Here is a 12,372-nt window from a genome sequence, read left to right as displayed (position 1 = left end):
GAAGGAGGCCCTGCTTTCCGCCGGCCTCTAGCGCAAGGCCCGGAGGTAGCCGAGGAGCAGGGCTTCGGAAAGCTCCCCCAGGTGCCGGGCCACGAGCCTCCCCTCCCGGTCAAAGAAGAAGGTGGTGGGAAGCCCCTGAACGCCCAGGGCCTGGGAGAGGCGGGTTTCGGGGTCCAGGAGGACCCATTGGGCCTCGAGGCCCCTCTCCTCTAGAAACTGCCGCACCGCCAGGGGGCCTTCCCCTTGGCTCACGAAAAGGAAGTGCACCCCAGGGTTCTCCTGGGCGAGGCGCGCCATCATGGGAAGCTCCCTGCGGCAGGGGGGGCACCAGGTGGCCCAGGCGTTGAGGACCACGGGCTTACCTCGGAAGCTTTCCAGGTTCACCTCCGTCCCGCCCAGGGTGGCGAGGGTCAAGGCGGGAAGGCGCCCCTCCTCCCTGCCCTGCCGGGTGAACAGGAGGCCCGCCAAGAGCCCCGCCGCCAGGGCCGCCCCCAGGGCGTAGCGCCAAAGGTGCTTGGGCAAGGTCATGAGCGTGTACCCTCCTCCTGCCAAGATACCCCACCAGGGGTCAAACCCCCCCTGCCAAACATAGAGGGCCGAAAGGGGGTCTTTGGCGTAGACGGAAGCGTTCGCCAGCACAAAGCCAAGCCTCGCCCCCAAGAGCCCGGCGAGAACGGCGTTCTGGCCCCAAGCGGCAAGCCTCCGGTCCACCCGCCGGGCGAGGAAGCCCGCCGCCCCCCATAGGGCCAGGAGGACGAGGGCCACCTTGAGCCGGACCCAGGGGATGGCGAAGGGCCCAAACTGCCAGGCATCCATCTACCGCACCAGGGGGTATCCGGCCCGCTCTATGGCCAATACCCCCCCCACCACGTTGTAGAGGTTCGCGTAGCCCTTCCGCGCCAGGTACTCCGCCGCCCTTCGGCTCCGGTTGCCGCTGTGGCAGTAGAGGTAGACGGGCTTGTCCTTGGGGATCTGGTCGGCCCAGCGGGCCACCTCCTCCACGGGGAGGTTGATGGCCCCGGGGACGTGGCCCTGGGCGAACTCCCCCGGGGTCCTCACGTCCACCACCACCGCCCCCGAGGCCAGGGCCCGGTAGAGCTCCTCCGGGGGCACGTCCTTGTAGCTCCCCTTGGGGCCGCAGGCGGCGAGGAGGAGGGGAAGGGCGAGGAAGCCGAGGAGGGCGCGGCGGGTCATGCTAGGCCTTGACCCCCACGGCCTTGCGGATGGCCTGGAGGAACTGGGAGAGGGGCTGGGCCCCGAGAACCCGCTCCTTGCCGTGGTTGATGACGGTGTCCGGCACCCCGTGGATGTGGTAGCGGTCGGAGAGCTCGGGGAACTCGTTGGCCTCAATCATCTCGCCCCAGACCTTGGGAGAGGCGTAGGCCATGCGGTGGGCGGTGCGCACCGCCTGGGGGCAGTAGGGGCAGGTGGGGGTGACGAAGACCTGGAGGACCACCTCCTCGGGGAGGCTGTTGAGCTCCTGCACCACGTTCTCGGGCAGGCCGTGGCCGTCCCGGCCCAGCATCTCAATGTCCTCCAGGAGGCTCGCGAACTCGTAGCCCGCGGGGATCCCGCGGTAGCGGAGGTTGAGGGCCTCCGAGCCCTTCTCCCTGAGGATCAGGGTGGGGGCGGCCTCCACCTTGTAGGCCTGGGCCTTCTCCGTCCCCTCCGGGGTGGCCAGGTCGTAGACCACCAGGTGGAGCTTGTCGGAGAGGGCGGAAAGCTCCTCCATAAGCTGCTTGGTCTCCTTGCAGTAGAGGCAGGGCTCCTTCCCCGGGGCGATGAGGGTAGAGGAGTCGGTGAAGAGCACCAGTTCCACGTCCCGGGCGAGGTTGGAAAGCCTCTCGCGGACGATCTCCTGTTCCTTGGGTCCAAGTAACGCCATCTTTTCCTCCCGGATACCCCGGTAAGGGGTAGGTCCTTCAACCACTATAGCAAGGGAGGCGGCGCAAGTATAGGGGGTAGACGGGACTCCCGGGGATTGACACCATGTACCCCTATGGGGTATATTGCTGGCGCAGGGACAAAGGTCCCTTCCCGGAGGTGAAAGATGGTCTTCCGCCAGATCTACGAAGAAGGGCTCGCCCAGATGAGCTACCTCCTGGGCTGCGCCGCCACCGGGGAGGCCCTGGTGGTGGACCCCAGGCGGGACGTGGACGTGTACCTGGACCTCGCCCAGTCCCTGGGCCTCCGCATCACCGCCATCGCCGAAACCCACATCCACGCCGACTACCTCTCGGGGGCGAGGGAGCTCGCCCGGGCCACGGGGGCCACCCTGTACCTCTCCGACGAGGGGGACGAGAACTGGAAGTACGGGGGCCTAAAGGGCTTCCCCCACGTCCTCCTCAAGGACGGGGACGAGTTCAAGGTGGGGAACATCCGGGTAAAGGCGGTGCACACCCCGGGCCACACCCCGGAGCACCTCTCCTTCCTGGTGGCGGACGGGGCGGTGACGGACGAGCCCCTCCTCTTCCTCACCGGGGACTTCGTCTTCGTGGGGGACGTGGGCCGGCCCGACCTCCTGGAGGAGGCGGCGGGGATCAAGGGCACGGCGGAGCCCGGGGCCAGGAGGATGTTCCGTAGCCTCAAGGAAAAGTTCCTCACCCTCCCCGACCACGTCCAGGTCTGGCCGGGCCACGGGGCGGGCTCGGCCTGCGGCAAGGCGCTCGGGGCCCTCCCCGCCACCACCGTGGGGTACGAGCGCCGCCACGCCTGGTGGGCCGAGTACCTGGAGCAAGACGACGAGGAGGGGTTCGTGCGGGCCCTCCTCCAGGGCCAGCCCGAGGCCCCCACCTACTTCAAGGAGATGAAGCGCCTCAACCGGGACGGGATGCCCATCCTGGGGGGTGTCCCCCACCCGGGCCGCCTCACCCCGGCCCAGTTTGCGCGCTGGCTAGGAGAGGGGGCCATCCTGGTGGACACCCGGGACAAGTTCGCCTTCGCCGGGGGGCACCTCCCGGGGAGCCTCAACATCCCCGCGGGGAAGAACTTCGCCACCTGGGCGGGCTGGCTTCTGCCCTACGACCGCCCCCTCGTCCTCCTGGCCCACCCGAGCGAGGTGGAGGAGCTCACCCGGGCCCTCATCCGCATCGGCCTGGACGAGGTGGTGGGGTACATCCCGGGGCTTGAGGGCTACGCCCAGGGCGAGCTGGAGACCATCCCCCAGATCACGGCCAAGGAGGCCAAGGCGCTTTGGGAAAGCGGGAAGGCCGTCATCCTGGACGTGCGGGGGCGGGACGAGTACCTGGCGGGGCACATCCCCGGGGCCCTAAACCTCCACGCGGGGCGCGTCCTGGCCCACTTGGACCGCCTGCCCAAGGACAGGCCCCTCATCGTCCACTGCCTGGGCGGGGACCGGTCCAGCACCGCCATCAGCGCCCTTCTCGCCCATGGCTTCCGGAACGCCCTCAACCTTACCGGGGGAATCCGGGCCTGGCAGGAGGCGGGCTTCCCGGTGGCGAGGGGCGAGGAGCTGGTGGAGGCCTAAGCACCCCCACAAAGAAGGAGGCCAGCCATGTACGAGACCGAGGTCAAGGACCTGAGCCCGGAGGAGGCCAAGAGGCTTTACGACCAGGGGGTGCCCTTCATCGACGTGCGGGAGGTGGAGGAGTACGCCCAGGCCAGGATTCCGGGGGCGAGGCTCCTCCCCCTTTCCGAGTTCATGGCCCGCTACGGGGAGATCCCCAAGGACACCCCCGTGGTCCTCTACTGCCGCACCGGGAACCGCTCCTGGCAGGCGGCGGCCTGGCTCGGCGCCCAGGGGTACGGCAACGTGCTGAACCTCCAGGGCGGCATCGTCCGCTGGTACCGGGCCGGGCTCCCCGTGGACACCACCCCGGTGGAGGTGGGCTACGCTACCGCGCCCTTTAAGGAGGTGGGGCCCCACGAGGCGGCGAGGCTTTTGGAGAAGGCCTTCGTGGTGGACGTGCGGGAGGCGTGGGAGTACGGGGAGGGCCACGTGCCGGGCGCCGTGAACATCCCCCTCTCCACCCTGCCCCAGAGGCTTTCCGAGCTTCCCCAGGACCGGCCCATCCTCCTCGTGTGCAACTCGGGGAACCGCTCGGGGGTAGCGGCAGACTTTCTCGTACAGCAGGGCTTCCCTGGGGAGCGCGTGTACAATCTGGAGGGGGGTACCTACGCCTGGATGGGGGCGGGCCTCCCGGTGGAACGATGACCCTGGCCCTTCTCGGTGCCCTCCTGATCGGCCTCTCCCTGGGCCTTCTCGGCTCCGGGGGCTCCATCCTCACCGTGCCCGTTCTGGTCTACCTCCTGGGGGAGCCCCCCAAGCAGGCCATCGCGGAAAGCCTCCTCATCGTGGGCGGGATCGCCCTCCTCGGGGCGGTCCCCTACGCCCTGAGGGGCCTCGTGGACTTCCGCAACGTCCTCTTCTTCGGCCTGCCGGGCATGGCGGGGACCTACCTCGGGGCCTGGCTTTCCCGCTTCGTCTCCGGCCAGGTCCAGCTCCTCACCTTCGCCCTGGTCATGCTCCTCGCCGCCTATTCCATGGCGAGGCCCCCTAGGCTTAGCCACAGGGAAGGAGAGAGGCGCAAGCCCTGGAAGATCGTCCTGGACGGCCTTGCGGTGGGGGCCCTCACGGGCTTCGTGGGGGTGGGCGGGGGGTTCCTCATCGTGCCCGCCTTGGTCCTCCTGGGGGGCCTTCCCATGCACCTGGCGGTGGGGACGAGCCTGGTCATCATCGCCATGAAGTCCTTCGCCGGGTTCTACAAGTACCTCCACCTCCTCCCCGCCCTGGGCCTCTCCGTCAACTGGGCCAACGCGGGCCTCTTCATCCTGGTGGGCACCCTGGGGAGCTTCCTCGGGGGGAGGGTGGCGGTGCGCCTCCCCCACGAGACCCTGAAGCGGGGCTTCGCCCTCTTCCTGGTGGGGATGGGCCTCTACATCGTGGTCCAGAGCCTGTAGACTGAAGGGGTGCCCTTCCGCACCCTGCTCGCCCTCCAGGCGGAGGTCCGCCTCGAGGCCTACCGCACGGAGGAGGCCTTCCGGGAAAGGGTTTTCGCGCTCCTGGAGCCCTTAGAGGGCACCCCTTCCCCGAGGCTTGCCGCCTTCCCCGAGCTCTTCGGCCTCCCCCTCCTCCTCCACCTGGAGGGGGAACTTTCCTGGAGGGCGCTCCTCCAAGACCCCCTCCTCCCCTGGCGGCGGGCCCGGCGGGCCTACGGGGTCTTCCACCGGGTCATGGCCGAGGCCGCCCGGGCCTTCGGGGCCTACCTCCTCTCCGGGACCCTCCTCGCCCCGCCCTACGAGGAGGAGCTCGCCCGGGGGCGCTTCAGCCGCACGCCCTTCTTCCAGAACCTGGCCCTCCTCTTCAACCCCGAGGGCCGCCTCCTGGCCCAGGTGCCCAAGATGGAGCTCACCCCCCCTGAGCGCTGGCTCAAGAGGGGAGGCTTTGGACCCCACCTGGTGGAGACCCGGGCCGGGCGGGTGGGGGTCCTCATCTGCCTGGACGGGTTTTTTGAAAAGCACCTCGCCCGCCTGGACGCCCTGGGGGCCGAACTCCTCCTCCAGCCCTCCGCCAACCCCGCCCCCTGGGACCGCCCCTGGCCCAAGGACCCCTCCCGCAAGGAGGGGGAGGTCTGGCTCGCCTCGGCGAAGGAGAGGCTTTTGGGCCGGGAGAACCTGAGGCTCCTCCTGAACCCCATGCTGAACGGGGAGGTGCTGGGCCTCCGCTTTGAGGGGCGAAGCGGGATCTACGCCCCGGGGGAGGCCCTGCTCCTCGCCAAGAGGCCCACGGGGGACGAGGCCCTTCTCCTCCGGCTATAGCCTTTCGGGGAAGAGCCTTATGGGCACCTTGCGGATCAGGGCCTTGGCGAGCTTTTCCCAGGCCAGGTCCTGCACCGGGGCCGCAAGCGCTTCCGCCACCTCCTCCAGGGGGTAGCGGCCCGGGGGCACCACCCGCTCCAGCAGGATGAGGTGGTAGCCGTACTCCGTACGCACGGGCGGGGAGACCTCCCCGGGCTTGAGGGCGAGGAGGGCCCGCTCAAAGGCCGGGGGGTAGGTGCCCACCGGCTCGCATCCCAGGTCTCCCCCGGAGTCCTTGGAGCCCGGGTCCTGGGAGAGGGCCTGGGCCACCTCGGGGAAGGCCTCGCCCCTCTCCAGGCGCCCCATGGCCTCCTTGGCCGCCTCCAGGGTGGGGAGGAGGATGTGCCGGGCGCAGTAGAGGGCCCCGTGGCGGTAGGCCGGGGAGAGGAGCCAGAGAAGCTTTAGGGCCGCCGGGGAGACCACAAGCCCCTCCCGGTAGTGGGCCTCCAGGGCCTCGAGGGCCATGGCCTCGGCGAGGAGGGTGCGGTAGGCCTCGAGGTCCGGGACCCCGGCCTCCCTCAGGGCCCCTTCCAAGGCCCCCTCCTCGGGGAAGGCCGCTCTTAGCTCCTCCACCCGGGCCTCCACGCTGTCCGGAAGGGGAAAGAAGCCCTTAGCCCGGGCCACCTGTAAAAGCGCCCTTTCCTCCGCCAGGGCCTCGAGGTAGGGGGCGCGGTACTGGGCGAGGAGGGCCTGGGTCTCCGGGGTGTCGGGGAGGCCGAGCGCCCTCAGGGCGCTCTTGGCGAAAAGCCCAAAGCGAAGCTCAAACTGGCTCTTGGTGAGGGCCTCCCCCCCCACCTGGGCCACCACGGGGTCTTCCTGGGCCAGGGCAAGACCGGAGGCTAAGGCCAGGGCCAAAAAAAAGGCGCGCATGCCCCATGCTACCATGGGGGGCGTGAACGACCTCATCCTCCGTGCGGCCCGGGGCGAGCCCACCCCCAGGCCCCCCGTTTGGTTCATGCGCCAGGCGGGCCGCTACCAGCGCTCCTACCGGGCCCTCCGGGAGCGGTACACCCTGCCCGAGATCGTGAGGCACCCCGAGCTCGCCGCCCGGGTGACCCTGAGCCCGGTGGAGGAGCTCGGGGTGGACGCCGCCATCCTCTTCGCCGACATCACCACCCCCCTCCACGGCATGGGGGTGGACCTCTCCTTGGTGGAGGGCCGGGGGCCGGTGATCCACCGCCCCGTCCGGGACGAGGAGGGCGTGGAAGCCCTGAGGGCCCTAAAGCCCGAGGAGGCGGTGCCCTTCGTGCTGGAGGCCATAAGGATCCTCAAAAAGGAGCTCAAGGTCCCCCTCATCGGCTTCGCCGGGGCCCCCTTCACCCTGGCGAGCTACCTGGTGGAGGGGGGGCCAAGCCGCCACTTCCTCGAGGTGAAGGCCCTCATGTACCGGGAGGAGGCCCTCTGGCACCGCCTCATGGAAAAGCTCACCGAGGCCATGGCCCGCTACCTAAGGGCCCAGGCCGAGGCGGGGGCCGACCTCCTCCAGGTCTTCGATTCCTGGGTGGGGGCCCTTTCCCCCGCCGACTACCGCCGCTACGTGAGGCCCCACATGGAGAGGCTCTTCCGGGCCCTAGGGCCCCTTGGGGTTCCCGTGATCCACTTCGGGGTGGGGACCATGGGCCTCCTCCGGGACATGGGAGAGGCCGGGGGGGAGGTCCTGGGCCTGGACCACCACACCCCCCTTCCCTGGGCCCGGGAGGTCTTGGGGAACACCCCCGTGCAGGGAAACCTGGACCCGGCGGTCCTCCTCGCCCCCAGGGAGGTCATCCGGCGGGAGGTGGGGAGGATCCTGGAGGAGAACGGGGGCAGGCCGGGGCACATCTTCAACCTGGGGCACGGGATCCTGCCCAAGACCCCAGAGGAAAACGTGCGCTACGTGGTAGAACTCGTGAAGGAGGTTTCCCCATGAACGTCCTTCTCATGGCCTACGGCACCCCCTACGCCCCGGAGGAGATTGAGCCCTACTACACGGACATCCGCCGGGGGAAGCGCCCCCCGGAGGAACTCCTGGAGGAGCTCGCCGGGCGCTACGCCGCCATCGGCAAGAGCCCCTTAAACGAGATCACCCTGGTCCAGGCCATGCGCCTCCAGGCCCTCATGAACCTCGAGGCCCCCCTCTACCCCAAGCGCCTCCCCGGGCCCTTCCCCCCCCGGGTCCCCCAGGGCCCGGCGCGGGTTTACGTGGGCACCAAGCACTGGCACCCCACCATCGGGGAGGCCGTGGCCGCCATGCACGAGGACGGGGTGCGGCGGGCGGTGGCCCTGGTGGCCGCCCCCCACTACTCCCTAAGGAGCGTGGCCGAGTACCGGGAGAAGGTGGAGGCCGCCCTCAAGGCCCTCCCCGAGCCCATAGACTTCCTCTGGGTGGAGAGCTACGAGGCCCACCCCGGCCTCATCGCCGCCTACGCCAGGCGGCTTGAGGAGGCCATCTGGCGGCTCAAGGACCCCAAGCGGGCGGCCTACGTCTTCACCGCCCACTCCATCCCCCTCGCCGCCGTGGAGCGGGGGGACCCCTACCCGAGGCAGGTGGAGAAGACGGCGGAGCTCATCGCGAGGAGGCTCTCCCTCCCCCGCTTCCACGTGGCCTACCAGTCGGCGGGGCGCACCCCCGAGCCCTGGCTCGGCCCCGACATCAACGAGCTCTTGAGGAAGCTCCGGGAGGAGGGCTTTGAGGAGGCGGTGGTCCAGGCGGTGGGCTTCCCCGCCGACCACCTGGAGGTCTTCTACGACCTGGACCTCGAGGCCCAGGCCACCGCGAAAGAGGTGGGCCTCAGGCTTCTTCGGGCCCGGAGCCTGAACGCCGACCTGGACTACATCCAGGTCCTCAGGGAGCTCGTGGAGGCCGCGTGGCTCAGGTAGCCGTGGTGGGCGGGGGGTGGGCGGGGCTTGCCGCCGCCTTGGCCCTAAAGGAGGCGGGGGCGGACTTCCTCCTCCTGGAGGCCAGCCCCCGCCTCGGGGGGAAGGTGCGCACCTTAAGGCAGGGGGGCTTCCTGGTGGAGGGCGGCCCCGACGCCAGCGTGCGCTACAAGCGGGAGGTGCTGGAGCTCGCCCAGGCCTTCGGCCTGGAGCCCATCGGCACCCTGCCCCAAAGGCCCTCGGCCTACATCCTGCGGAAGGGGAGGGCCCACCCCATCCCTGAGGGGCTTTTCCAGGTGGTGCCGGGGGACCTCCGCGCCGTGGCCAAGACCCCCCTTCTCTCCCTCCCGGGGAAGCTCCGGGCCCTCCTGGACCTCCTCCTCCCCCGGGGGAGCAAGGAGGACGAGGCCCTGAAGGAGTTCGTGGAAAGGCGGCTCGGCCCTGAGGTCTACCGGGCCCTGGTGGCCCCCCTGGCGGGGGGAATCTATGGGGGAGAGCCCGACGAGCTCTCCATGAAGGCCGCCTTCCCCCAGCTTCTGGAGCTGGAGAGAAGGCACCGGAGCCTCCTCCTCGGGGCCTTGCGCGCCCGAAGGGGGCGGGGAAGCCGCGAGGGAGGCGGCCTCTTCTTCTCCTTCCCGGAGGGCCTGGGAAGCCTCACCCAGAGGATGGCCGAGGCCCTTGGGGAAAAGGTCCTCCCCGCCACCCCGGTCCTCGGGCTTGAGCCTTTAAGAGGCCGCTTCCGCCTCCACACCCCCAAGGGGGCCCTCGAGGCCGAGGCCGTGGTCCTGGCCACCCCCGCCCCCCAAGCGGCGGGCCTCCTAAGGCCCTTCCTCCCCGAGGCCACCGCCCTCCTCAACGGCCTCCCCCACGCCCCAGCGGCCACGGTGAGCCTGGCCTTCCCCGAGGAGCTTCCCCTAAAGGGCCACGGCCTCCTCATCGCCGCGGGCGAGGGGTACCGGGTGCGGGGCTTCACCTGGACCCACCGGAAGTGGCCCCACCGGGCCCCGGAGGGCTTCAGCCTGGTCCGGGCCTACCTCTCGGGCGAGGCGGCGAGGCTTGGCGAGGCCGAGCTCGCCCGGGTGGCCCTGGAGGACCTGAGGCGCTTCCTGGGCCGGGAGGTGCGCCCGAGCCACGCCTTCGCCTTCCGCTTCCCCGAGGGGATGCCGAGCTACCGGGTGGGCCACCTGGAGCGGGTGGAGCGCCTGGAGATGGCCCTCCTCAAGGCCCCGGGGGTCTTCCTGGCGGGGAACTACCTGGAGGGGGTGGGCCTCCCCGAGGTGGTGCGCTCGGGAAGGAGGGCGGCGGAAAGGGCCCTGGCCTACCTGGCCCTGGCCCAGCCCTCCTAGCGCTCCGGCCAAAGGTGGAGTAAAGTGGCCCAAAATGGGGGCCTTTTACCTCACCCTGGGCCTGGCGGCCTTCCTCCTGGGGGTATGGGTGGGGCTTCTCGGCTTCCTCGACCCCTACGCCCTCCCCTGGTTCATGATCGCCGTGGCCGTCGTGGCCAGCGCCTACGGCCTCGCCTACGGGCTTCTCCTCTCCACCCTCGCCGCCTTTTTCCTCTACCGCATTCCCGGCTTTGACGCCGTGGCCCTGGCCCTCCTCCTCCTCTCCGCCCTCCTCGCCCACCAGCTCGGGAAAAGCCTGCGGAAGGCCTACCGCCGGGCCAGGAACCTAGCCCGGGCCCAGCGCCTCCTCGCCGAGGCCCTCGAGGCCCTCCCCCAGGCGGAGGACCGGGAGGCCCTCCTCCGAAGCCTCCCCGAGCGCCTCGCCGCCCTCGGCGTGGGGGGGCACGTGGGGGTGTGGGTGCCCCACGACGGGGGTTTTCGTCCGCTTGCCAGCCAGCCGCCCATGGACCTGGACTGGATTCCGGGAACCGGGGTGGTGGGCCGGGCCTTCCGGGAGGGGCGGCCCGTCCACATCCCCGACGTGCGCAAGGAGCCGAGCTACATCGCCCCACCGGGTCAAGAGGCGCTTTCCGAGCTCGCCCTGCCCCTCCTGGAGCGGGGGGAGGCGGTGGCGGTGCTGAACCTGGAGCGCCCGAGGCCCTTCCTCCCCGAGGAGGTGGAGGGCCTTACCCGCTTCGCCCAGGCGGTGAGCCTGCAGCTTTCCCGCCTGGCCGACCTCTGGGAGCGGCAAATCCTGACCGAGCTTTCCGAGCGCATGGCCCGCGCCCAAACCCTAGAGGAGGCGGCGAGGGAGGCCCTGGCCCTCCTCGTGGCCTCCCTGGGCCTGGAGTCGGGAACCCTCTGGGAGGCCCGGGGGGCGCGGATGGAGGCCCTCGCCCACCACGGGGTGGAGGAGCCAAGCCTCCTTAGGGTGCTGGAGGAGGGCCTGGCCTTTGGGGTGGGCCTCGCCTGGCGGGTGTACGAGACGGGAAGCCCCCTCTTCACCGCCCGCTACGCCGAGGAAGGCCAGGGGGTTCCCGCCCTGAAGGCCCTGGGGTGGCGCACCCTCGCCGCCCTGCCCGTCCCATCCCCCGGGGCGCCGCGAAGCCGCAGGGTGCTGGTCCTGGGCCAGCGGGAAGCGCGCCCTTGGCGCAAGGCGGAGGTGGACCTCCTCCTCTCCGCCTGCCGCACCTTGGGGCTCGGGCTTGAGCGCCTCACGGAAAAGGATCGGCACGAGGCGGTGAACCGCCTCTTTCTGGACCTCCTGGAAATGCCCCTGGAGGCGCTCTACCCGGAGATCCTGGAGGTGGCGGTCCGGAAGGTGCCCGGGGCGGAGGCGGGGAGCCTCCTCGTTTTGGAGGAGGGGGCCTACCGCTTCCGGGCGGCGGTGGGGTACGACCTGGAGGGGCTCAAGGCCATCGCCTTCTCCCCCGAGGGCATGCTCCTCTGGTACGGCCGAAGCCGGGAGGAGGCCCTCAAGGGCGAGCCCCGGATCCTGAGCGCCACGGAGCGCCCCATCGCCGAGATCAGCCACCGGACTGCCCCGCCCGAGGTCATAGACCGAGCGGGGAGGGCCACGGAGATCCGGGCCAACCTCTGCCTGCCCGTCCCCTACAAGGGCGAGGTGCTGGCCTACCTCAACCTGGACAACCTCCACGACCCCAAGGCCTTCGGCGAGGATTCCCTGGCCGCCGCCCACTTCTTCGCCGCCCCCCTCGCCACCCTCCTCCACGAGAGCCGGACCCGCAAGCTCCTGGAGGAGGCCGCCCTCACCGACCCCCTCACGGGCCTCCCTAACCGCCGGGCCTTTGAGCGGGCCTTCCTGGAGGAGCTGAAGCGGGCGGAGCGCTACGGCTACCCCCTTTCCCTGGCGGTCATGGACCTCCGGGGCTTCAAGCCGGTGAACGACCGCCTGGGCCACGCCGCGGGGGACCTCGCCCTCATCAAGGTAGCCGAGGCCCTTTCCCAACAGCGCCGAAGCGGGGACCGCATCTTCCGCTGGGGCGGGGACGAGTTCGCCGCCCTCTTCCCCCAAACGCCGAAGGAGGGGGCCATAAGAGCCGCCTTCCGCTACGCCGAGGCCATCGGCAAGCTCTGCTTTGACGGCCTCTGCCTCGGGGTGAACATCGGCCTTGCCACCTTCCCCGAGGACGGCAAGACCCTGGACGCGCTCCTCTCCGCCGCCGACACCCGCATGTACCAGGCCAAGGCCCGGGGGGTTTCCGTACTGGTAGGAAGCTAAGAGGCTGTCGTAAAAGGGTGGTATCCTTAAGGGGTGACTCTTAGACGATCTTACCCCAGCGACCTCAGCGAT

The 12,372-nt window shown here is 70.4% G+C and carries 12 protein-coding genes; 8 read left to right on the top strand and 4 right to left on the bottom strand.

All coding sequences use genetic code 11. The features are described from left to right. Positions 1 to 27: 27 nt before the first annotated feature. The 3 genes from AC01Y6_RS00710 to pdo are packed head-to-tail and all read right to left on the bottom strand — an operon-like array spanning position 28 to position 1,885. Positions 28 to 816: a TlpA disulfide reductase family protein gene (locus AC01Y6_RS00710; RefSeq protein WP_347240901.1), complete on the bottom strand. Its 789-nt coding sequence runs from the start codon at positions 814 to 816 to the stop codon at positions 28 to 30. Further along, a complete protein-coding gene (locus tag AC01Y6_RS00705) occupies positions 817 to 1,194 on the bottom strand; it encodes a rhodanese-like domain-containing protein (protein WP_428719960.1) in 378 nt (125 codons plus the stop codon). It abuts the gene before it with no gap. 1 nt (position 1,195) lies between these two features. Continuing rightward, the gene (gene pdo / locus AC01Y6_RS00700) at positions 1,196 to 1,885 is read right to left on the bottom strand and encodes a protein disulfide oxidoreductase (protein ID WP_347240899.1); all 690 of its coding nucleotides are present in this window, start codon (positions 1,883 to 1,885) and stop codon (positions 1,196 to 1,198) included. Positions 1,886 to 2,050: 165 nt separating this feature from the next. Here pdo and AC01Y6_RS00695 point away from each other — a divergent pair, with 165 nt between their 5' ends. The 4 genes from AC01Y6_RS00695 to AC01Y6_RS00680 are packed head-to-tail and all read left to right on the top strand — an operon-like array spanning position 2,051 to position 5,778. Continuing rightward, on the top strand, positions 2,051 to 3,487 hold the full coding sequence (locus AC01Y6_RS00695; RefSeq protein ID WP_428719959.1) for an MBL fold metallo-hydrolase: 1,437 nt from the start codon (positions 2,051 to 2,053) through the stop codon (positions 3,485 to 3,487). Between the two features lie 27 nt (positions 3,488 to 3,514). Next, a complete protein-coding gene (locus AC01Y6_RS00690; protein WP_476669800.1) occupies positions 3,515 to 4,174 on the top strand; it encodes a rhodanese-like domain-containing protein in 660 nt (219 codons plus the stop codon). Further along, the gene (locus AC01Y6_RS00685; RefSeq protein WP_428721329.1) at positions 4,171 to 4,920 is read left to right on the top strand and encodes a sulfite exporter TauE/SafE family protein; all 750 of its coding nucleotides are present in this window, start codon (positions 4,171 to 4,173) and stop codon (positions 4,918 to 4,920) included. Before AC01Y6_RS00690 ends, AC01Y6_RS00685 begins: the two co-directional genes overlap by 4 nt. Positions 4,921 to 4,929: 9 nt before the next feature. Next, complete coding sequence (locus tag AC01Y6_RS00680) at positions 4,930 to 5,778, top strand: nitrilase-related carbon-nitrogen hydrolase (protein WP_476669799.1); 849 nt, start codon at positions 4,930 to 4,932, stop codon at positions 5,776 to 5,778. Here AC01Y6_RS00680 and AC01Y6_RS00675 read toward each other — a convergent pair. Then, positions 5,773 to 6,687 carry a peptidylprolyl isomerase gene (locus AC01Y6_RS00675; RefSeq protein WP_476669798.1) on the bottom strand — a complete coding sequence of 305 codons (915 nt, stop codon included), beginning with the start codon at positions 6,685 to 6,687 and terminating at the stop codon, positions 5,773 to 5,775. The genes AC01Y6_RS00680 and AC01Y6_RS00675 overlap by 6 nt on opposite strands. 13 nt (positions 6,688 to 6,700) lie before the next feature. On the opposite strand from AC01Y6_RS00675, the gene hemE reads away from it, so the two are divergent. From hemE to AC01Y6_RS00655, 4 genes are read left to right on the top strand one after another with little or no spacing between them, the layout of a single operon-like run. Further along, the gene (gene hemE, locus AC01Y6_RS00670; protein ID WP_476669868.1) at positions 6,701 to 7,726 is read left to right on the top strand and encodes a uroporphyrinogen decarboxylase; all 1,026 of its coding nucleotides are present in this window, start codon (positions 6,701 to 6,703) and stop codon (positions 7,724 to 7,726) included. Then, the gene (hemH, locus tag AC01Y6_RS00665) at positions 7,723 to 8,676 is read left to right on the top strand and encodes a ferrochelatase (RefSeq protein ID WP_476669797.1); all 954 of its coding nucleotides are present in this window, start codon (positions 7,723 to 7,725) and stop codon (positions 8,674 to 8,676) included. The genes hemE and hemH overlap by 4 nt, the downstream gene beginning before the upstream one ends. Next, on the top strand, positions 8,664 to 10,019 hold the full coding sequence (hemG, locus tag AC01Y6_RS00660) for a protoporphyrinogen oxidase (RefSeq protein WP_476669795.1): 1,356 nt from the start codon (positions 8,664 to 8,666) through the stop codon (positions 10,017 to 10,019). Before hemH ends, hemG begins: the two co-directional genes overlap by 13 nt. A gap of 34 nt (positions 10,020 to 10,053) precedes the next feature. Further along, positions 10,054 to 12,300: a diguanylate cyclase gene (locus AC01Y6_RS00655; protein ID WP_476669793.1), complete on the top strand. Its 2,247-nt coding sequence runs from the start codon at positions 10,054 to 10,056 to the stop codon at positions 12,298 to 12,300. Positions 12,301 to 12,372 lie beyond the last annotated feature (72 nt).

Source organism: Thermus sp. (assembly GCF_056332225.1).
This window is presented reverse-complemented; position numbering and strand designations above follow the sequence as displayed.

Coding starts and splice junctions, on each gene's coding strand:
- AC01Y6_RS00710 (WP_347240901.1), bottom strand. CDS start 816: ATGGATGCCTGGCAGTTTGGGCCCTTCGCCATCCCCTGGGTCCGGCTC.
- AC01Y6_RS00705 (WP_428719960.1), bottom strand. CDS start 1,194: ATGACCCGCCGCGCCCTCCTCGGCTTCCTCGCCCTTCCCCTCCTCCTC.
- pdo (WP_347240899.1), bottom strand. CDS start 1,885: ATGGCGTTACTTGGACCCAAGGAACAGGAGATCGTCCGCGAGAGGCTT.
- AC01Y6_RS00695 (WP_428719959.1), top strand. CDS start 2,051: ATGGTCTTCCGCCAGATCTACGAAGAAGGGCTCGCCCAGATGAGCTAC.
- AC01Y6_RS00690 (WP_476669800.1), top strand. CDS start 3,515: ATGTACGAGACCGAGGTCAAGGACCTGAGCCCGGAGGAGGCCAAGAGG.
- AC01Y6_RS00685 (WP_428721329.1), top strand. CDS start 4,171: ATGACCCTGGCCCTTCTCGGTGCCCTCCTGATCGGCCTCTCCCTGGGC.
- AC01Y6_RS00675 (WP_476669798.1), bottom strand. CDS start 6,687: ATGCGCGCCTTTTTTTTGGCCCTGGCCTTAGCCTCCGGTCTTGCCCTG.
- hemE (WP_476669868.1), top strand. CDS start 6,701: ATGGGGGGCGTGAACGACCTCATCCTCCGTGCGGCCCGGGGCGAGCCC.
- hemH (WP_476669797.1), top strand. CDS start 7,723: ATGAACGTCCTTCTCATGGCCTACGGCACCCCCTACGCCCCGGAGGAG.
- AC01Y6_RS00655 (WP_476669793.1), top strand. CDS start 10,054: ATGGGGGCCTTTTACCTCACCCTGGGCCTGGCGGCCTTCCTCCTGGGG.